The sequence below is a fragment of the Streptomyces glaucus genome (assembly GCF_039533365.1).
GTDB classification, from domain to species: domain Bacteria; phylum Actinomycetota; class Actinomycetes; order Streptomycetales; family Streptomycetaceae; genus Streptomyces; species Streptomyces glaucus.
Map to the genome: position 1 here is coordinate 31,763 of NZ_BAAATK010000020.1, position 19,877 is coordinate 51,639.

18 protein-coding genes are annotated in these 19,877 nt (G+C 74.3%); 14 read left to right on the plus strand and 4 right to left on the minus strand.

The genetic code is table 11. The features are described 5' to 3' along the window. Nucleotides 1-123: 123 nt before the first annotated feature. The 4 genes from rimP (at nucleotide 124) to ABD363_RS16790 (ending at nucleotide 4,109) form a co-directional block, all read left to right on the plus strand. Nucleotides 124-633, plus strand: a complete 510-nt coding sequence (rimP, locus tag ABD363_RS16775) for a ribosome maturation factor RimP (RefSeq protein WP_344604212.1) — start codon at nucleotides 124-126, stop codon at nucleotides 631-633. Nucleotides 634-635: 2 nt separating this feature from the next. Beyond that, nucleotides 636-1,670, plus strand: a complete 1,035-nt coding sequence (gene nusA, locus ABD363_RS16780; RefSeq protein WP_344604214.1) for a transcription termination factor NusA — start codon at nucleotides 636-638, stop codon at nucleotides 1,668-1,670. A 168-nt stretch (nucleotides 1,671-1,838) separates the two neighbouring features. Then, on the plus strand, nucleotides 1,839-2,120 hold the full coding sequence (locus ABD363_RS16785; RefSeq protein ID WP_344604216.1) for a YlxR family protein: 282 nt from the start codon (nucleotides 1,839-1,841) through the stop codon (nucleotides 2,118-2,120). 288 nt (nucleotides 2,121-2,408) lie between these two features. Continuing rightward, complete coding sequence (locus ABD363_RS16790; RefSeq protein WP_425577993.1) at nucleotides 2,409-4,109, plus strand: DAK2 domain-containing protein; 1,701 nt, start codon at nucleotides 2,409-2,411, stop codon at nucleotides 4,107-4,109. 32 nt (nucleotides 4,110-4,141) lie between these two features. Here ABD363_RS16790 and ABD363_RS16795 read toward each other — a convergent pair whose 3' ends face one another. After that, complete coding sequence (locus ABD363_RS16795; RefSeq protein ID WP_344604220.1) at nucleotides 4,142-7,069, minus strand: tetratricopeptide repeat protein; 2,928 nt, start codon at nucleotides 7,067-7,069, stop codon at nucleotides 4,142-4,144. Then, nucleotides 7,069-8,904: an HSP90 family protein gene (locus ABD363_RS16800; RefSeq protein WP_344604357.1), complete on the minus strand. Its 1,836-nt coding sequence runs from the start codon at nucleotides 8,902-8,904 to the stop codon at nucleotides 7,069-7,071. The genes ABD363_RS16795 and ABD363_RS16800 overlap by 1 nt, the downstream gene beginning before the upstream one ends. 196 nt (nucleotides 8,905-9,100) lie before the next feature. Between ABD363_RS16800 and recG the strand changes: the two genes are divergently transcribed. From recG to mutM, 8 genes are all read left to right on the plus strand, one after another. Then, entirely contained in the window at nucleotides 9,101-11,305 is a 2,205-nt protein-coding gene (gene recG / locus ABD363_RS16805) for an ATP-dependent DNA helicase RecG (RefSeq protein ID WP_344604222.1), read from the plus strand. A 123-nt stretch (nucleotides 11,306-11,428) separates the two neighbouring features. After that, complete coding sequence (gene rsmD, locus ABD363_RS16810) at nucleotides 11,429-12,016, plus strand: 16S rRNA (guanine(966)-N(2))-methyltransferase RsmD (RefSeq protein WP_344604224.1); 588 nt, start codon at nucleotides 11,429-11,431, stop codon at nucleotides 12,014-12,016. Nucleotides 12,017-12,042: 26 nt separating this feature from the next. Continuing rightward, nucleotides 12,043-12,522: a pantetheine-phosphate adenylyltransferase gene (gene coaD / locus ABD363_RS16815; RefSeq protein ID WP_344604359.1), complete on the plus strand. Its 480-nt coding sequence runs from the start codon at nucleotides 12,043-12,045 to the stop codon at nucleotides 12,520-12,522. Between the two features lie 121 nt (nucleotides 12,523-12,643). Beyond that, complete coding sequence (locus tag ABD363_RS16820; protein WP_344604226.1) at nucleotides 12,644-13,729, plus strand: F0F1 ATP synthase subunit B; 1,086 nt, start codon at nucleotides 12,644-12,646, stop codon at nucleotides 13,727-13,729. A gap of 133 nt (nucleotides 13,730-13,862) precedes the next feature. Then, on the plus strand, nucleotides 13,863-14,507 hold the full coding sequence (locus ABD363_RS16825) for a YceD family protein (RefSeq protein ID WP_344604228.1): 645 nt from the start codon (nucleotides 13,863-13,865) through the stop codon (nucleotides 14,505-14,507). A 2-nt stretch (nucleotides 14,508-14,509) separates the two neighbouring features. Next, nucleotides 14,510-14,683, plus strand: a complete 174-nt coding sequence (gene rpmF, locus ABD363_RS16830) for a 50S ribosomal protein L32 (RefSeq protein WP_007493396.1) — start codon at nucleotides 14,510-14,512, stop codon at nucleotides 14,681-14,683. Nucleotides 14,684-14,690: 7 nt separating this feature from the next. Then, on the plus strand, nucleotides 14,691-15,554 hold the full coding sequence (rnc, locus tag ABD363_RS16835; RefSeq protein WP_344604230.1) for a ribonuclease III: 864 nt from the start codon (nucleotides 14,691-14,693) through the stop codon (nucleotides 15,552-15,554). 179 nt (nucleotides 15,555-15,733) lie between these two features. Continuing rightward, nucleotides 15,734-16,594, plus strand: coding sequence for a bifunctional DNA-formamidopyrimidine glycosylase/DNA-(apurinic or apyrimidinic site) lyase (mutM, locus tag ABD363_RS16840; protein ID WP_344604232.1), 861 nt, complete (start codon nucleotides 15,734-15,736; stop codon nucleotides 16,592-16,594). Here the strand turns inward: mutM and ABD363_RS16845 are convergent. After that, nucleotides 16,567-16,968, minus strand: a complete 402-nt coding sequence (locus ABD363_RS16845) for a winged helix-turn-helix transcriptional regulator (RefSeq protein ID WP_344604235.1) — start codon at nucleotides 16,966-16,968, stop codon at nucleotides 16,567-16,569. The genes mutM and ABD363_RS16845 overlap by 28 nt on opposite strands. Nucleotides 16,969-17,146: 178 nt before the next feature. Here ABD363_RS16845 and ABD363_RS16850 point away from each other — a divergent pair, with 178 nt between their 5' ends. Next, nucleotides 17,147-17,740, plus strand: coding sequence for a flavodoxin family protein (locus ABD363_RS16850; RefSeq protein ID WP_344604236.1), 594 nt, complete (start codon nucleotides 17,147-17,149; stop codon nucleotides 17,738-17,740). Between the two features lie 259 nt (nucleotides 17,741-17,999). Here the strand turns inward: ABD363_RS16850 and ABD363_RS16855 are convergent, their stop codons facing one another. After that, entirely contained in the window at nucleotides 18,000-19,157 is a 1,158-nt protein-coding gene (locus ABD363_RS16855; protein ID WP_344604238.1) for a CAP domain-containing protein, read from the minus strand. Nucleotides 19,158-19,334: 177 nt separating this feature from the next. Here ABD363_RS16855 and ABD363_RS16860 point away from each other — a divergent pair, with 177 nt between their 5' ends. Further along, nucleotides 19,335-19,616: an acylphosphatase gene (locus tag ABD363_RS16860; RefSeq protein ID WP_344604240.1), complete on the plus strand. Its 282-nt coding sequence runs from the start codon at nucleotides 19,335-19,337 to the stop codon at nucleotides 19,614-19,616. The last annotated feature ends 261 nt before the right edge of the window (nucleotides 19,617-19,877 follow it).

Consider the following 19,877-nt stretch of genomic DNA (forward strand, 5'->3'; position numbering starts at 1 on the left):
CCGCTCAGCGGCGCCGCCGCGCCCGGCGCGGACCGGTGGACGGCAGCACCCCGCGGAACCGGATACCCTTTGACCAGACAGCGACCATCCCACAACAGCACACGCGGCCGAGGAGTCACCCGGATGAGCACCACCCAGAGCGAGAGGCTGCGAGAACTGCTGGAACCGCTCGTCACCTCCCAGGGGCTGGATCTCGAAGAGATCGCGGTGGACTCCGTCGGACGCAAGCGCGTGCTGCGCGTCGTCGTCGACTCCGACACCGGTGCCGATCTGGACCGGATCGCCGATGTGAGCCGCGTGCTCTCGGCGAAGCTCGACGAGACGGACGCGATGGGCGAGGGGGAGTACACCCTCGAAGTCGGCACCCCGGGCGCGGAGCGCCTCCTCACCGAACACCGGCACTACGTGCGCGCCACCGGCCGGCTGGTGAAGTTCCAGTTGGCCCAGGGCGGCGAGCTGGTGGCCAGGATCCTGACCGTCGACGACGAGGGCGTCGACGTCGAGGTGCCCGGGGTCAGGGGGCGCAGGCCCACCGCGCGCAGGCTCGCCTTCGGGGACGTCGCCAGGGCGCGCGTCCAGGTCGAGTTCAACCGCAAGGACGACGAGTCCGGCCAGAAGGAAGAGGAGGCGTAGCCGTGGACATCGACATGAGTGCCCTGCGGGGCTTGGTACGGGAGAAGGAGATCTCCTTCGACCTGCTGGTCGAGGCGATCGAGGCGGCCCTCCTCATCGCCTACCACCGCACCGAGGGAAGCCGCCGCCACGCGCGGGTGGAGCTCGACCGGAAGACCGGCCACGTGACCGTGTGGGCGAAGGAGGACCCCGAGGACCTCGAGGAGGGCCAGGAGCCCCGCGAGTTCGACGACACGCCGTCCGGTTTCGGCCGTATCGCCGCCACCACGGCCAAGCAGGTCATCCTGCAGCGCCTGCGCGACGCCGAGGACGACGCGACGCTCGGCGAGTACGCCGGCCGGGAGGGCGACATCGTCACCGGCGTGGTCCAGCAGGGCCGCGACCCGAAGAACGTCCTCGTCGACATCGGCAAGCTGGAGGCCATCCTGCCGGTGCAGGAGCAGGTCCCGGGCGAGCAGTACCCGCACGGCATGCGCCTGCGCAGTTACGTCGTCCGGGTGGCCAAGGGCGTCCGCGGCCCCTCCGTGACCCTCTCCCGCACGCACCCCAACCTGGTGAAGAAGCTCTTCGCCCTGGAGGTGCCGGAGATCGCCGACGGGTCCGTGGAGATCGCCGCGATCGCCCGCGAGGCCGGCCACCGCACCAAGATCGCCGTACGGTCCACCCGGTCGGGGCTGAACGCCAAGGGCGCCTGCATCGGCCCCATGGGCGGCCGTGTGCGCAATGTCATGGGCGAACTGAACGGTGAGAAGATCGACATCGTCGACTGGTCGGACGACCCGGCCGAGATGGTGGCGAACGCGCTCTCGCCGGCCCGTGTCTCCAGGGTGGACATCGTGGACATGGCGACTCGCTCGGCCCGTGTGACGGTGCCCGACTACCAGCTGTCGCTGGCCATCGGCAAGGAAGGGCAGAACGCCCGGCTCGCGGCCCGGCTGACCGGCTGGCGGATCGACATCCGCCCGGACACCGAGCAGGCGTCCGAGCGAGCACCTGAGCGGCCCTCCGAGCGGACGTCCGAGCGGAGGCCCGGATAGAGGTCCGGGCGGATGTTCGGCCGGTCGTCCGAACGGCCGGAAGATTGCCGGGCGGCGACCGGGGAACATCGGGAATAGATCTGAGCCGCAGGTCGCTGAGAACACGACAACGACCGTTCGATTCCCGCCCCACAGGGGTGAGGTCGGTACGGGGAGGTAGACTGAGAAGTGTCTGGCCGGACACGTGCCCGCGTACGCCCTGAGCGCACCTGCGTGGGATGCCGGGAGCGGGCGGCCAAGACCGAACTGCTGCGGATCGTGGCGGCCGGGGACGCATGCGTCCCCGATCCTCGCGGTACGCTGCCCGGCCGGGGTGCGTACGTACACCCCGCCCTGGCCTGTCTCGACCAGGCGGTGCGCCGCCGGGCGTTCCCACGGGCGCTGCGCGTCCCGGGACCGCTCGACGTAAAGGCGTTGCGTCACCACGTCGAGCAGGCACAAGGTTGCTGAGCAGGCAACACGGCAAGAAAGACGTACCGCGCGGAACCCCGCGCGGTCTGGTACCTCGCGAGTCGAAAGCAGGTCGAGATTGCGATGAGCACTCGATGAGTACGCGATGAGTACGCCCATGAACTAGCGACGGTCCGGCCGCAACCCGGACCTCAAAGGAGCGAAGTGGCTAAGGTCCGGGTCTACGAACTCGCCAAGGAGTTCGGTGTCGAGAGCAAGGTCGTCATGGCCAAGCTCCAGGAGCTCGGTGAATTCGTCCGTTCGGCGTCTTCGACGATCGAAGCGCCCGTGGTACGCAAACTGACTGACGCCTTCCAGCAGGGCAGCGGCAACGGCAGGTCCGCCGCCAAGCCCGCAGCCCCCAGGAAGGCCGCCCCCCGTCCCGCCGCGCCCTCTCCGGCGCAGGCGGCCCGTCCGGCTGCCCCGAAGCCGCCGGCCGCACCCAAGCCGCCGGCCGCCCAGCAGCCCGCGGCCCCGTCGGCCCCCGTGCCGACCCCCGGCCCGCGTCCGACGCCGGGCCCCCGCCCCGCGCCGCGTCCGGCCCCGGCGGCCCCGGAGTTCACGGCCCCGCCGTCGGCTCCGGCCCCGTCCTCCGCGCCGAAGCCCGGCACCCGCCCCGGCGCGCCGAAGCCCGGCGCCCGTCCCGGCGGCGGCCAGGGCCAGCAGGGCCAGCGCCCCGCCGCGCAGGGCGGCCCGCGTCCCGGCGCCCCCGCGCCGCGTCCGGGCGCCCGTCCGGCCGGTCCCCGTCCGGGCAACAACCCCTTCACCTCCGGTGGCTCCACCGGCATGGCGCGTCCGCAGGCGCCGCGTCCGCAGGGCGCGCGTCCCGGCGGCCCCGGCGGCCCCGGCCGCGGGCCCCGTCCGCAGGCGCCCGGCGCCCAGGGCGGCGGTCCGCGTCCGCAGGCTCCGGGCGGTCCGCGTCCCCAGGCCCCGGGCGGTCCGCGACCGACCCCGGGCTCGATGCCGCGTCCGCAGGGCGGTCCGCGTCCCGGCCCCGCCGGTCCGCGGCCGAACCCCGGCATGATGCCGCAGCGTCCCGCTGCCGGCCCGCGTCCCGGCCCCGGCGGCCCCGCCTTCGAGGTGATCTACCTCCTGGAGGCCGAGGACGCGGCCGTGGCGCGGCTGCGGGAACGGCTCGACGCCCTCGGGGACTCGCTCGTCGTGGTCGGCGGGGACGGGCTGTGGAACGTCCATGTGCACGTGGACGACGCGGGCGCCGCCGTGGAGGCGGGCGTCGAGGCCGGACGGCCGCACCGCATCCGGATCACGCACTTCGGCGCCGGGGACGCGCACACCACCGGCGGCGAGCGGCCGGCCCGGGAGCGGGCCCGGCGCGCCGTCGTCGCCGTCGTGCCCGGCGAGGGCCTGGCCGGACTGTACGCCGAGGCCGGCGCGACCACCGTGCTCGCCCGCCCCGGGGAGCCGCCCGCCAGCGGGGAGCTCCTGGCGGCCCTGCGGCGGGCCCACGCGCACGAGGTGGTGCTGCTGCCCAACGACGCCGACCTGCGCCACACCGCGGCCGCGGCGGCCGAGCAGGCCCGCGCGGAGGGCATCCGCGTCGCCCTCATCCCGACCCGCTCCGCGGTCCAGGGCATCGCGGCGCTCGCCGTGCACGAACCCGGGCGGCGCTTCGACGAGGACGTCGTGGCGATGACCTCGGCGGCCGGCGCGACCCGGTACGCCGAGATCACCGTCGCCGAACGCCAGGCGTGGACCACCGCCGGCATCTGCCAGGCCGGCGACGTCCTCGGCCTCATCGACGGCGACGTGGCCGTGATCGGCCCGGACGTCACCGCCACCGCCGAGACCGTCCTCGACCGGATGCTCCGGGCGGGCGGCGAGATGGTCACCCTGGTCCTCGGCGACGAGGCGCCCGAGTCCGTCGCCGACCGCCTCGAAACCCGCGTCCGCGAGTCCTACCTCGCCGTGGACACGGTGGTGTACCGGGGCGGCCGGCAGGGGGCCCTGCTGCTCATCGGGGTCGAGTAGCGCCGGCGCCCGCCCGGGGCGTCGGCCGGCCCTCAGCCCGTCCGCTCCCGCGCCAGCCGGAGCAGCTGCTCCGCCTCCGCCCGCCGGGCCCGTACCGCCTCGGCCCCGCCGTCCGCGTCCTCGTACGCCGCCAGCACCGCACGCGCGCGTGCCGCCGCCCGCGCGGGGCGGCTCAGGTCGGTCTCCAGCCAGCCGGCGGAGAGCTCGGCGCCGGTGCGGCTGTGCAGGGCGGTGCCGCCCAGCGAGGCGAAGACCTCGATCGCCCGCTCCGTCCGGGCGAGGGCGGCCTCGAAGACGGCCCGGATCGCCTCGTCCCCGGCGTCGTCGGAGACGGACCGGGCGAGCAGGTCGCCGTACTGCCGGTGGGTGTGGCCGAGCTCGGCGACGAGCTGCCGGCGGGCCTTCGCGCCGTCCGCCGCGTCCAGCGCCGCCTCGCACACGCGCACCGCCTCCGCCATCAGCGCCTGCGCCTCCCGCGGGTCCTCCCGCGCGCGCAGCGCGAGCCACGCGCGGGCGCGCAGGGAGCGGACGAGGCCGTGGACGTCGCCGAGGTCGCGCCACAGGGCGCCCGCGCGCGCGTACGCCTGCTCCGCCTCGGCGGGCAGCCCCGCCCGCTCCAGGGACTCGGCGGCGAGATGGGCGAGGGTCGCGTGGTCGCGCTGCTCGGGCCAGTGCCGGGCGGTCTCCGCCGCCCGCAGCCGGTGCTCGGCCGCCGCCCGGTGCTCCCCGAGCTCGCTCAGGCAGTCCCCGAGCCACCACCGCGCCTGGACGACCGCGCCGTCGCCGTGCGTCTCGGCCGCCAGGTCGGGCAGCGCCGACTCCAGCACCTCGGCGGCCTCGGCCCACCGCCCCTGCCGCAGCAGGAACCCGCCCAGCAGGTGCCGCGCCCAGGCGCCGAGCGTCGGGCCCTCACCGGCCTCGTCGGCCCAGTGCGCGGCCTGAAGGGCGTGCTCGGCGGCCTCCTCGGCGAGGTCCCGGCCGCCGAGCACCTCGGCGAGCTGCAGGTGCAGCTGGGCCCGCCCGGTCGCCTCCAGGTGCGGTCCGCCGTGCTCCAGGGCCGACCGCAGGGCCCGCTCCGTCTCCGCGACGTCGCCGAGGTGGTGGGCCAGCTGGGCGAGCCGGGCCTCGTACTCGACCGCGAACCAGGGCAGCCCCGCGCCGGTGAACACCTCGGCGGCCCGCGCGAACAGCTCCGCGCCCGCCCGCACGTCCCCGCGGCGGGACGCCAGCTCCGCGAGCATCGCCAGCGCCTCGGCCTGCCGCGCGGCGAGCCGTACGTGGTCACCGGTGCGCCCCTCGACGAGCGCCAGCACCTCCCGCACCGCCGCCTCGGCCGCTTCGGCGGCCGACGGCTCGACGGGGCCCTCGGCCCCGTGCACCCGCCGCATCAGGATCCGCGCCCGGCTCAGCACCACGGTCGCCGTCTGCCGCAGGCCCGTGCCGCCCTCGGCGTACAGCGCGAGGACCCGGTCGTACGGCTCGGCGACCGCGGCCAGCGCCCCGTCGACGTCCCCGGCGAGCGCGCGGACGTAGGCGGCCCGCGCGCGTGCCGCCAGGGACTCGCCCGGGTCGCCCGCCTCCGCGTACAGCTCGGCCGCGCGTTCGAGCAGCTCGGCGCCGTCCGGGCCGAGGCGCATCGACTCGTGGTCGGCGATCTCCGCCCGGTCGCGCGCGTCCAGCTCGGCGTCCCGCGCGGCCCTGGCCACCGCCGCCCACGCCTCCATGGCGTGCGGCTGCAGGGTGTCCGACAGCCGCCGCGCCTCGGCGAGCAGGGCGGGCAGGTCGGGCGGGCCGGGCTCCTCCGGCCGCGCCGGAGCCGGCGAGGGGGCCGCCGGCGTCCCCGCCCGCGCCGCCCGCACCCCCAGCGGCAGCCGTTCCGCCAGCGGCGCCCGGTCCATCCGCGCGCGCACCCGCCGGCCCACGTGCGGCGTGCCGTTGCGCCGGTCGAAGCGCTCCGCGAGCGCCAGCGCCTCCGCGCGCGCGTGCGCGGCGAGTTCGCGCGCGGTCCACGCCCGGCCGGCCGGGCCGGGCACCCGCCGGTCGCCCAGCCCGAGCCCGGTCAGGCGGTCCATGAGCAGGGCCGTCACGGCCATGAAGTCCATCCTGCTGCGCGGGTGCCCGTCGTCGGTGAAGTACGCCGGCCGCTGGGCCAGCAGCTCCAGGCCGCGCGCCTCGTTGCCGGTCAGCGCGCAGAACTCCACGTGGTCCGCGTACGCGCCGCGCATGCTCTCCATGGCGCGGACCAGCCGGAAGCCCCGCAGGTGGTGGGTGCGCGCCTCCTGGAGGCGGCCCAGGCGCAGCAGCGGCAGCAGGGAGGACGCGAGGACGGTGTGCGGCTCGTGGGCGCAGGTGAACTCGCCCTCCAGCACCGGCCGCCACAGCCGCAGCGCCTCCTCGTCCCGGCCCTGCTCCGCCTGCCACCAGCCCTGCCCGTGCAGCTCGCACGCGTGGCAGTCGGCCATGTCGTCCCGGTCGGCGGCCAGCCACGCGGCGTACGCCCGCTCGGCCCGCGCCACGTCCCCGACGTGCGCGGCCACGCTGAACTCGGCGCTGCGCACCGCCCGCTCGGAGTATCCGGCGAGCCGGTAGCGGCGCTCCATCTCGCCGAGCCACTTCTCGACCGAGGCGAGCGGGATGTGCGGCTGGTCGAGCATCCCGGCCGACATCCACTTGAAGACCCAGTGCAGGGAGTGGGCCTCGTACGCGTCGAAGTCCTCGGGGCGCTCGTCCCACATGCGCAGCAGCCGCGCGAAGGGGACGAACATCTTGTCCTTCTCGGAGCTGTAGTTGTAGACCTTCAGCTGGTGCCCGAGCGCCTCGATCACGGCGAGCGGGACGCCCAGCCGCTCCGCCTCGGCGAGCAGCTGCTCCGCGCGCGCGTTGCGGGCCGGCCCCTCCGGCTGCCCGGCGTTCTCCGCCATCGCCCGGCGCAGGGATTCGACGTCGGTGATCCCGTCCATCAGCGACCGTCCTCCCGGTGCGTGGCCCACTCCAGCAGGCCGATGAACGCCCGGTTCAGCAGGGCCGAGTCCGCGGGCCTGAGCGGGCGCTGCGCCATCAGCAGGGCCTGTCCGTACAGGGACTCGGTGGCGGTGCCGATCAGCTCCGGGTCGCCGAGCGAGCCGATCCGCCGCACCAGCGGGTTGAGGTGGTTGAGCACCAGACGCGCGCGGGGGGCGCCGCCGCGCAGCGAGCCGAGGATGCCCGCCCACAGGTCGTCGGCCTGCTCCTCGGCCTCGGCGCGGGCCTGCTCGTGGCGGGCCTGGCGGTCGTCCAGGTGCAGCGCGGGCACCGACAGCGGGTGGAAGGCGCGCAGCACCACGTCGCAGCCCAGCGGGTCGAGCCTGTCCCGCGCGGCGGCCAGGAAGCCCGCCAGGGCCAGCTCCTCGGCCGGGTCGACGGGGTCCAGGTGCGCGGTCACGGTCTCCGCGTCCAGCTCGGCGACCACGGTGCCCGGCCGCACCGAGGGCAGCGCCTCGACCAGTTCGCCGTCGTACGTGTAGCCGCCGTTGACCACGCCGATGCCCTGCGCGGACGCGATGGGCGCGACCTGCCGGTACTCCTCGACGGTCCGGGTGAAGTGCACCACCGGGTGCCGCTGCGCGAACTCCTCCAGCGACAGCCGCCCGTCGGTGGTCTCGAACGGCAGCCACGGCAGCATCGTGCGCAGCATCTCCCGGTCGTGCCGGGCGAGGGACTTCACGCCCAGGTGGTGCACCGACAGGAAGGCGGCCAGCCGTTCCGGGTCACCGGCCGCCAGGCCCGTCAGCCACGCGCGGATCCGCTCGCCGAGCGCCTCCCGCACGGCGGCCAGCGTCTCGTCCTCGTACAGCGACTCGCGCGAGGCCGTGGGCCTGAGGCTGTCGGTGTCGATCACGCAGCGCACGAAGAACGCCCAGTCCGGCAGCAGCTGTTCGGCCCGCTCGGTCAGCAGCATGCCCTTCAGGTGCACCCGGTGGCCCGCGCGCCGGGCCGGGCTCACCGCCGACGGCAGGACGTACGCCACCCCGCGCACCCCGGCCAGCGGGACGTCCAGGTCGATCGAGTCCAGCGGGGCGAAGCCGAACAGGTCGTGGCAGTGGCGGGCGAGGGCCACCCGCCGGGCGGCGGGGGAGGGGTAGGACCGGTCCCACGGCGCCGGCAGGTCGGTGACCGCCTCGTCGCCCACCCGCACGTCGTACGGCAGCAGCGAGCCGAAGTCCCGCGCCAGCTCCCGCACGCGCTCGCCCGTCAGCCACTGCGCGGCCCCGGCCCGCGCCACCAGGTGCACGGTGGTGCCGGGTTCCGGCCGGGCGTCGGGCGGCAGGGTCCGCACCACGTAGGAGCCGTCGTCCCGGGCCGTCCACTCCACGGGCGGCGCGTCGGGCGTACGGGCGCTGCGGCTGACGACCCGGATCCGCTCGGCGACCACGAAACAGGCCAGCAGGCCGATGCCGAACTGGCCGAGGAAGTCGGAGCGGGCCTCCTGCAGGCCCTCGGAGCGCTTGGAGCTGCGCCCGATGGTCGCGAGCAGGCTGTGCACGTCCGCCTCGGTGAGCCCGATCCCGGTGTCCTCCACGCGCAGGGCGCCGCCGTCCGCGTACAGCCGTACGCGGGCCGGGGCGCCGGGCTGTTCGGCACGGCGGGCGGTGACGGCGTCCACGGCGTTCTGCAGCAGCTCGCGCAGGTACACCCGGGGACTGGAGTAGAGGTGATGGGAGAGCAGGTCCACCAGGCCACGCAGGTCGACCTGGAACGTGTGCGGCGACGGGGGGTGCTGGCTTGCCTGGGACGGCTGTGAGGTCTGGGAGTCCATCGTCACGGCGCCGGTGGGGGGACGGGCGACGGCGCGGGGTCGGGCGGTCCCGGTGAGGCGGTGACCGCGAGGGATGGCCGGAGCGCGTCATCCTACGGCCGGAACCAGCCGCCTGACCAGGGGTTTCCATGGACGTATACGACGCGGTCGCCCGGGCGTCCGCAGCGCTGTCAGTGGCGTGGTGTGCAATGGGTCCGTGCCCGCACTGGAAGAACCGCTGCAACAACCACTGAAGTCGGTGCTCGGCCCCGCCACCGCGAAGGTGATGGCCGAGCACCTCGGCCTGCACACCGTCGGCGACCTCCTCCACCACTACCCGCGCCGGTACGAGGAGCGCGGCCAGCTCACCCACCTCGCCGACCTCCCCATGGACGAGCACGTCACGGTGGTCGCCCAGGTCGCCGACGCCCGCCTGCACACCTTCGCCTCCGCCAAGGCGCCGCGCGGCAAGGGCCAGCGCCTGGAGGTCACCATCACGGACGGCAGCGGCCGCCTCCAGCTCGTCTTCTTCGGCAACGGCGTGCACAAGCCCCACAAGGAACTCCTGCCGGGCACCCGCGCGCTGTTCGCGGGCAAGGTCTCCGTCTTCAACCGCCGCCTCCAACTCGCCCACCCCGCCTACGAACTGCTGCGCGGCGACGGGGAGGAGACCGTCGAGTCCTGGGCCGGCGCCCTGATCCCCATCTACCCGGCGACGGCCAAGCTGGAGTCCTGGAAGATCGGCAAGGCGATCCAGACGGTGCTGCCGAGCGCCCGGGAGGCCGCCGACCCGCTGCCGCCCGCCCTGCGGGAGGGCCGCGGCCTGGTCCCCCTGCCCGAGGCCCTGCTGAAGATCCACCGTCCGCACACCAAGGCGGACATCGCCGACGCCCGCGCCCGCCTGAAGTGGGACGAGGCCTTCGTCCTCCAGGTCGCCCTCGCCCGCCGCCGCCACGCCGACGCCCAGCTCCCGGCGGTCCCGCGCGTCCCCCGCCCGGACGGCCTGCTCGCCGCCTTCGACGCCCGCCTGCCCTTCACCCTCACCGAGGGCCAGCGGAAGGTCTCCGAGGAGATCTTCGGCGACCTCGCGACCGACCACCCGATGCACCGGCTGCTCCAGGGGGAGGTGGGGTCCGGCAAGACCCTGGTGGCCCTGCGCGCCATGCTCGCCGTCGTCGACGCCGGCGGGCAGGCCGCGATGCTCGCGCCCACCGAGGTGCTCGCCCAGCAACACCACCGGTCGGTCGTCGAGATGATGGGCGAGCTGGCCGAGGGCGGGATGCTCGGCGGCGCCGAGCACGCCACCAAGGTGGTGCTGCTCACCGGGTCCATGGGCGTCGCGGCCCGCCGCCAGGCGCTGCTGGACCTGGCCACCGGCGAGGCCGGCATCGTCATCGGCACGCACGCGCTGATCGAGGACAAGGTGCAGTTCCACGACCTGGGCCTGGTCGTGGTGGACGAGCAGCACCGCTTCGGCGTCGAGCAGCGCGACGCCCTGCGCGGCAAGGGCAGGCAACCGCCGCACCTGCTCGTCATGACCGCCACCCCCATCCCGCGCACGGTCGCCATGACCGTCTTCGGCGACCTGGAGACCTCCGTCCTGGACCAGCTGCCGGCCGGGCGTTCACCGATCGCCAGCCATGTCGTGCCGGCCGCCGACAAACCGCACTTCCTGGCCCGCGCCTGGGAGCGGGTGCGCGAGGAGGTGGCCGACGGCCACCAGGCATACGTCGTCTGCCCCCGCATCGGCGACGAGGAGGACGATCCGAAGACCGCGAAGAAGGCGCCGGACGGCGAGGCCGACAAGCGCCCGCCGCTCGCCGTCCTCGACGTCGCCGACCAGCTCGCGAAGGGGCCCCTCCAGGGCCTTCGGGTCGAGGTCCTGCACGGCCGGATGCAGCCCGACGACAAGGACGCCGTCATGCGCCGCTTCTCCGCCGGCGACGCCGACGTCCTGGTCGCCACGACCGTCGTCGAGGTCGGCGTCAACGTCCCCAACGCCACCGTCATGGTGATCATGGATGCCGACCGCTTCGGCGTCTCCCAGCTGCACCAGCTGCGCGGCCGGGTCGGCCGCGGCTCGGCCCCCGGCCTGTGCCTGCTGGTCACCGAGGCGCCGGAGGCGAGCGCCGCCCGCCGGCGCCTGAACGCGGTCGCCGCCACCCTCGACGGCTTCGAGCTCTCCCGTATCGACCTCGAGGAGCGCCGCGAGGGCGACGTCCTCGGCCAAGCCCAGTCCGGCACCCGCTCCTCCCTGCGGGTGCTCGCCGTCATCGAGGACGAGGAGATCATCGCCGAGGCCCGCGAGGCGGCCGCGGCGGTCGTCGCCGCCGACCCGGAGCTGACCCGCCTGCCGGCCCTGCGCACGGCGCTGGACGCCCTGCTGGACGAGGAGCGGGAGCAGTACCTGGAGAAGGGCTGACAGACTGGAGACGGCCGCCGTGCGAAGCCGTCGCGGCGGCCCGCCGCCCCGGGCCGCCGCCCGGCGGGCACGCCGTGCGAGCACACGGCAGCACACCGACAGCACACCGACAAGGACCCACAGATGACCCGCGTGATCGCCGGCCGGGCCGGTGGACGCCGTCTGGCCGTTCCGCCGGGGAACGGCACACGCCCCACCTCCGACCGCGCCCGCGAGGGCCTGTTCTCCACCTGGCAGTCCCTGCTGGGCGGCCCCCTGGACGGCGAGCGGGTCCTCGACCTGTACGCCGGTTCCGGCGCCGTCGGCCTGGAGGCGCTGTCCCGGGGCGCGGGCCACGTCCTGCTCGTCGAGGCCGACGCCCGGGCCGCCCGCACCGTCCGCGCGAACGTCGGGGCGCTGGGCCTGCCCGGCGCCGAGGTCCGGGCGGGCCGGGCGGAACAGGTCGTCCGCGCGGCGCCCCCCGGCCGGCCGTACGACATCGTCTTCCTCGACCCGCCCTACGCCGTCTCGGACGACGATCTCCGGGAGATCCTGCTCACACTCCGCTCGCAGGGGTGGCTCGCGCAGGAGGCCCTCGTCACCGTGGAGCGCAGCACCAGAGGGGGCGAGTTCCGGTGGCCGGAGGGGTTCGAGGCGATCCGGGCCCGTCGCTACGGCGAGGGAACGTTTTGGTACGGTCGCGCCGCCTCTACGTGCGAAGACGCACGATGACCGGACCGGAGAGCGAGGGATCACAAGTGCGCCGCGCCGTCTGTCCCGGGTCGTTCGACCCGATCACCAACGGACACCTCGACATCATCGCCCGCGCCTCCAGGCTGTACGACGAGGTCTACGTCGCGGTGATGATCAACCAGTCGAAGAAGGGCCTGTTCGGGATCGAGGAGCGGATCGACCTGATCCGCCAGGTCACCGCCGAGTACGACAACGTCCGGGTCGAGTCCTTCCACGGCCTCCTCGTCGACTTCTGCAAGCAGCGGGGGATCCCCGCCATCGTCAAGGGACTGCGGGCGGTCAGCGACTTCGACTACGAGCTGCAGATGGCCCAGATGAACAACGGCCTCTCGGGCGTGGAGACCCTCTTCATGCCCACCAACCCCACCTACAGCTTCCTGTCGTCCTCCCTGGTCAAGGAGGTCGCGACCTGGGGCGGCGACGTCTCCCACCTGGTGCCGGAGGCGGTCCTGGACGCCCTCGCCAAGAAGCTCGGGCACGGCTGACCCCGCCCGTCGGGGCCGTCCGGAGGCCGGCGGACCGTCACCCGGTGTCCCCCGGCCGCCCCGGGGCCGTACAGTCGTCCCGTCCGTCTCCAACACAGCTGTAGAGAGTGGCGAGCACACGGTGGACGTGCAGAAGAAGCTCGACGAGATCGTCGCGGTGGTTTCCGGTGCCCGGTCGATGCCGATGTCGGCCTCGTGCGTGGTCAACCGCGCCGAGCTGCTCTCGATGCTCGAGGAGCTGCGGGCCGCGCTGCCCGACTCCCTCGCCCAGGCCCAGGAGCTGATCGGCGACCGCGAGCAGCTGGTCGCCCAGGCCCGCCAGGAGGCCGAGCGGATCATCCAGAGCGCGCACGCCGAGCGCGGCTCCCTGATCTCCGGCACCGAGGTCGCCCGCCGCTCCCAGGCCGAGGCCGACCGGATCCTCGCCGAGGCCCGCCAGGAGGCCGAGGAGATCCGCGCCGAGGCCGACGAGTACGTCGACTCCAAGCTCGCCAACTTCGAGGTCGTCCTCACCAAGACCCTGGGCTCCGTCGGCCGCGGCCGCGAGAAGCTGCTCGGCACCGGCCCGGGCCTCGACGACCAGGGCTACGAGGACGAGGACGCCCCCGAGCGCAGCCACGACCCGGAGACCCTGCGCCGCACCGCCGACGCGTACGTCGACGCCAAGCTCGGCGCCTTCGAGGCGGTCCTCGCCAAGACCCTGGAGGCGGTCGGCCGCGGCCGGGAGAAGCTGCACGGCCGGATCGCCACCGACGACCTGGGCGCCCTCGCCGACGACACCACCACCGTCCAGCACTCCAGCGACGCGGACTACCTGGCGGACCTGGCGGCCCTCGCGCAGACCCCGGCCCAGCAGCCCGCCCGGCCCGCCCGGGAACCCGCCCCGGCCTACGACTACCCGCAGCAGGACCCGCAGCAGGACCCGTACGGCGGCTACCAGCAGCCCGCGTACGGCGGGCAGGACGCGTACGGCTACCAGCAGGCGGACCCGTACTCCTCCGGCTACGCCCCGGAGGCCGGCGCCCCCTTCCAGGGCTACGACCCCCAGCAGGCGGCCTACGACCCGCAGCAGGCCCAGCAGGACCCCCAGAGCCACCACGGATACGCCCAGCCGCAGGCGCACGCCCTGGACGAGACCAGCCTCTTCGACACCAGCATGATCAGCGCCGAGCAGCTGAGGGCCTACGAACAGGGCCGCGGCCAGTAGACCGGCCGCCGGATTGGGCCGTCGGCGAAAGGTCCAGTATCCTGGCTGTTCGGTCGCGAGTACGTCCGCGATCAACGCTGCCCGGGAACACCGAACGGCGGCGTCCCTCTGAGCTCGAAGAACGAAAGCAGGAATGGCTCTGAACGCCCGCCTCGACCACCGCAACCCCCTCGTGTTCGACACGCACGAGCTGGGTCGGCGGCCCGGTGCGCTGCAGCGCCTGACCCGCACGGTCGAGGCTCCCGCGGACTTCGGTCTCCAGGGGGTCGTCGGGGTGCCGCAGGGCGCTCCGGTGGAACTCGACCTCCGGCTCGAATCGGTCATGGAAGGGGTGCTCGTCACAGGCACCGCCCGTGCCACGGCCGAGGGGGAGTGCGTAAGGTGTCTGGAGCCGCTTCAGCTCGATGTCGAAGCGGACTTCCAGGAGATGTTCTCGTACCCTGACGCCGACGACCGGGGCCGCCCCGTTGCGGAACCCGGCGACGACGCCGAGGACGACGAGGACAGGCTCTTTGTCGAGGACGGTCTGATCGACCTCGAACCCGTGCTGCGTGATGCGGTGGTGCTCGCACTGCCGATGCAGCCGGTGTGCCGGGAAGACTGCCCCGGCCTGTGCCCCGAGTGCGGGGCGCGGCTGGCGGACGACCCGGACCACCACCACGACGCCGTCGACATCCGTTGGGCGGCTTTGCAGGGACTCGCCGACACCATGAAGGCCGGCGACAAGGACGAGACGAGCGGCGCCGAACCGGGCGTCGACGAGAAGCAGGAGAAGTAGCCGTGGCTGTTCCGAAGCGGAAGATGTCGCGCAGCAACACGCGCCACCGCCGGTCGCAGTGGAAGGCTGCGGTCCCCACCCTGGTTGCGTGCGAGCGCTGCCACGAGCCGAAGCTGCAGCACATCGCGTGCCCGTCGTGCGGCACCTACAACAAGCGCCAGGTCCTCGAGGTCTGAGCGGCTGGTGAGAGGCACTGTGTCCACGCCTAAGAAGCAATCTCCCCGCGTGAGCGGGGGACCGGCGGACAACCAGGCCTCGTCCCACACGCTTCTGGAAGGGCGGCTCGGCTACAAGGTCGAGTCCGCCCTTCTGGTGCGAGCCCTGACCCACCGTTCGTACGCGTACGAGAACGGCGGTCTGCCCACCAACGAGCGGCTGGAGTTCCTCGGGGACTCCGTGCTCGGCCTGGTGGTCACGGACACGCTGTACCGCATCCATCCCGACCTGCCCGAGGGCCAGCTGGCCAAGCTGCGGGCCGCGGTGGTGAACTCGCGCGCGCTGGCGGAGGTGGGGCGCAGCCTCGACCTGGGCTCCTTCATCCGGCTCGGCCGCGGTGAAGAGGGCACGGGCGGACGGGACAAGGCGTCCATCCTCGCCGACACCCTGGAAGCGGTGATCGGCGCGGTCTATCTCGACCAGGGCCTGGACTCGGCGGCGGAACTGGTGCACCGCCTGTTCGACCCGCTGATCGAGAAGTCCTCGAACCTCGGTGCCGGCCTGGACTGGAAGACGTCCCTCCAGGAACTCACCGCGACCGAGGGGCTCGGCGTGCCCGAGTACCTGGTCACGGAGACCGGTCCCGACCACGAGAAGACCTTCACTGCTGCCGCCCGCGTCGGGGGCGTCTCGTACGGCACCGGCACCGGCCGCAGCAAGAAGGAGGCGGAGCAGCAGGCCGCCGAGTCCGCCTGGCGGTCCATCCGCGCCGCGGCGGACGAGCGGGCCAAGGCGGCCGCGGAGGCCACCGAGGTGGTCGAGAAGGCCGAGGCCGGGGCGGCGCGAGCCGTCGCCGAGGGCAACGCCGACGCGCCGTCGCCCTCCGCCTGACGCGAGGAACGCACCGAGCGCCCGTCCCCGCACCGGGACGGGCGCTCGGCCCTTCGGACGGCCCCCGCCGGCACGCACGGCCCGGGGAAGCCGGCCGGCCCCGCCCACATGGGCGGGAAAGCCATACGACGGCCCTGACAGGCAGGTTCGGGCCATACAGGTGCGGACGGGAGAGCCCCATGCCCGAGTTGCCCGAGGTCGAAGTCGTCCGGCGCGGCCTGGAACGGTGGATCGCCCACCGCACCGTCGCCGACGCCGAGGTGCTGCACCCGCGCGCGGTGCGCCGGCACGTCGCCGGCGCCGACGACTTCGCGCACCGCCTCAAGGGCCACCGCGTCGGTGTCCCCAGCCGTCGCGGCAAGTACCTGTGGCTGCCCCTGGCGGACACCGGCCAGTCGGTCCTGGCCCACCTCGGCATGAGCGGCCAGCTCCTGGTCCAGCCGCGGACGGCGCCCGACGAGAAGCACCTGCGCATCCGGATCCGCTTCGCGGACGACCTCGGCACCGAGCTCCGCTTCGTCGACCAGCGCACCTTCGGCGGCCTGTCCCTGCACGACACCACCCCCGACGGCCTGCCCGACGTCATCGCGCACATCGCCCGCGACCCCCTCGACCCGCTCTTCGACGACGAGGCGTTCCACCTGGCGCTGCGCCGCAAGCGGACCACGATCAAACGCGCCCTGCTCGACCAGTCACTGATCAGCGGCGTCGGCAACATCTACGCGGACGAGGCCCTGTGGCGTGCCCGTCTGCACTACGAGCGTCCCACGGCCACCTTCACGCGCCCCCGCACCCTCGAACTCCTCGGCCACGTCCGGGACGTGATGAACGCGGCCCTCGCCGTGGGCGGCACCAGCTTCGACAGCCTGTACGTCAACGTCAACGGCGAGTCCGGTTACTTCGACCGCTCCCTGGACGCGTACGGCCGCGAGGGGCGGCCCTGCCGCCGGTGCGCCACGCCGATGCGCCGGCGTCCCTGGATGAACCGGTCCAGCCACTTCTGCCCGAAGTGTCAGCGGGCGCCGCGCGTGGCGTCGTAACGCTCCCGGGCGGACAGGACGTCGTCCATGCTGTCCTCCACGAACCGGATGAGCGCCAGCAGCCGCTCGGCCACCCCCCGGCCCAGCGGCGTCAGCTCGTAGTCCACGCGGGGCGGGTTGGTCGGCTGGGCCTCGCGGTGCACCAGGCCGTCGCGCTCCAGCGCGTGCAGCGTCTGGGACAGCATCTTCTCGCTCACGCCGTCGACGCGGCGGCGCAGCTCGTTGAAGCGGAGCGAGCCCTCGTGCAGGGCGCCGAGCGTCAGCGCGCCCCAGCGGCCCGTGACGTGCTCCAGCGTGCCGCGCGAGGGGCACGCCTTGGCGAACACGTTGTAGGGGAGGTTCCGCTCCTCCGCGCGCTCCTGGGTGACGTCCATGCCTCAAGCCTACGCGAACGCAGCGCTAACCAACAGGTTGCACTAACCAGAAGTTAGTGCTTTCCTTTTTGCAGTGCTGCCGAGTCGGCGTGCGCGCCGTCCCGGCGCGTTCCCCGCCTTCCGCCGTGCTTTCCGGTGCTTTCCCGTGCTTTCCCGTTTCCCCAAGGAGTGCAGAACCGTGACCACCCCTGTCGTCGTCTCCATCGCCTACCACTCCGGCTACGGCCACACCGCCGTCCTCGCCGAGGCCGTCCGCTCCGGTGCCGCGGAGGCGGGCGCCGAGGTCCATCTGATCAAGGTCGACGAGATCACCGAGGAGCAGTGGGCCACGCTCGACGGCTCGGACGCCATCGTGTTCGGTTCCCCGACCTACATGGGCACCGCATCCGGGGCCTTCCACGCCTTCGCCGAGGCGACGTCGGCGCGCTGGGCCACCCAGGCTTGGAAGGACAAGCTGGCCGCCGGCTTCACCAACTCCGGCTCCAAGAGCGGCGACAAGCTGCACACCCTGCAGTTCTTCCAGATCCTCGCGGCGCAGCTCGGCATGCACTGGGTCAACCTCGGCCTGCTGCCCGGCTGGAACAGCAGCACGGCCGCCGAGACCGACCTCAACCGCCTCGGCGTCTTCGCGGGCGCCGCCGCCCAGACCAACGTCGACGAGGGCCCGGAGGCCGTCCACAAGGCCGACATCGCGACGGCCGAGCACCTGGGGCGCCGGGTGGCCCGGACGGCGCGGGTGTTCGCGAACGGGCGGGCCGCGACCGCCGCGTGAGCGCGGGCGGCCGACGACGGACGGGCGGCTCCCCTCCGGGACGGGGGAGAGCCGCCCGGAACCGGCGCCGGTGCTCCCCGGCAGGCGACGCTCGCCCCGCCGCGCCCTCCACCACCGCACGGGCGTCCGCTCCCCGCACCGGCCGAGAGCCCGAGTACGCCCGACCGGGGCGAGAGCTCCCGGCCGGCACGCCGGGAGCCCGCACCCGACGCCGCGTCGCCCGCCCCGCGGGCGGGCGGCGGGAAGGCGACGACCGGGTCTAGTAGCCGAAGTCCTGCGTCCACCAAGGGCCGCCCGCACCGAAGTGCACGCCGACGCCCAGCGTCCTGAAATCGCAGTTCAGTATGTTCGCGCGGTGCCCCGGGCTGTTCATCCACGCCGCCATCACCGCCACCGCGTCGGTCTGGCCCCGGGCTATGTTCTCCCCGCCCAGGTTGCTGATGCCGGCCCGCTCGGCCCGGTCCCACGGCGTCGCGCGGCTGGGGTCGGTGTGGTCGAAGAAGCCCTGCTCGGCCATGGCGTCGCTGAAGTCCCCGGCCAGCTCCGCCAGCGCGCTGCTCGCGGTGACCGGGCTGCACCCCACCTTGGCCCGCTCCTCGTTGACGAGACCGAGCACCTGGGCCTCGGCGGCGGACTCCGCGGACGCCGCCGCGGGAGCGCCGGACCGCTCCGGCGTCTGGGTGACCGTGCGCGCGGGCGGCGCCGGCGTCGTCGCCGGCTGCTCGCCGGGGGCCGTGGAGGGCGTCTTCGGCTTCTGCGACGGCGTCTCGGCCGCAGTGGCCGACGGGGCCGCGGGGGACGCCGAGGGGGAGGCGGAGCTGTCGGGGCTCCGGCCGGCGGAGGCGTCGCCGCGCCCGTCGGCCACTCCGGCCTCCCCGGTGTCGCCGGCGCTGCCGGAGGTGCCGCCCTGCTCGGTCGGCAGACCGGCCGGCGAGTCCTGCGCCTGCACGCCGCCGGCGGCGCCGGGGACGCCGCCGAGCTTGTAGCTGTCGAGACCGGGCACCACACCGGTGGACACCGCGACCGCGCCGAGGGCGACCGCCGCCGAAACGCCGAGCAGTCCGGTGCGCACCGGCGCCGCGGCCTTCTTCCCGCGGCGGTGCGCGCCGGCGCGCCGGGAGCCGCCGCCGGGGACGAAGCCGCCGCCCCCGGCGGCGGTTCCCGGTAAGGCGTGGTCCGGGGAGGCGGCGGTCTCGCCGACCGGGAGGCGGCCGTGGTCCCCGTCCGCGGCGAAGAGGCGGGTCCCGTCCTCCGGGCGGGTCCCGGCGTACGCCTCGGGGTTCAGGCGGGGAGCGATGCCACCGGCGGGGCGGTCACCCGCGTACGAGTCCAGCGGGCCGTGGTCCCCCGGGGTGGAGCCGGGCGTCCGTATGACCCCTGTGGCGTGGCCGGCGGCGGAGCGTCGGTGGCGTCCCATGTCCTGGCCTTCCTCGTCCGGCGGTCTCGCGGTCGACTCGTCCTCGGTGATCGATCGAAGTCACGGAACTCGCTCGAACGTGTGAGTTCCGTGGGGGGATTCATCGGGTGGGGACGGTACCGCATGGCACCGGTGAAGGAAGTGCCCGCAGGGACTTCGGCCCGTTAGGTTGCCTTCATGAGCGAGGATGCACGGCTGGTCGCCTGGGTGCGCGGACATGTCCAGGGCGTGGGTTTCCGCTGGTTCACCCGGGCCAGGGCCCTGGAGATCGGCGGCCTGAGTGGTTTTGCTCTCAATCTGGCCGACGGGCGGGTCCAGGTGGTCGCGGAGGGCCCGCGGGAGCGCTGCGAAGGGCTTCTGGAGTGGCTCCGCGGCGACGACACGCCCGGCCGCGTGGACGGGGTCACCGAGATCTGGGACACACCCCGCGGCGGCTACGACGGCTTCGCCGTCCGCTGATCCCGGGCCCCCGGGCGGGCGGCCGGGAGCCGCCGCGCCTTCCCCCGGCGGCCACCCGGAGCGAAAACGTCCTGGTGATTGCGGAGAACCGCTTGCCGTGGCAGGCTCCACACGCAAAGATGATCGCCACGCCCTGAGGGCCCCGCAGGAGTCGCAGCGCCGCCGTTTCCGGCCGCGCGCCCCCGGGCTGCCCGCCCGTACAGGGCGTGATCGTGTTGACCGTCAAACTTTTTGGTGAGACGCTGAAAGCCCGCGCACCTT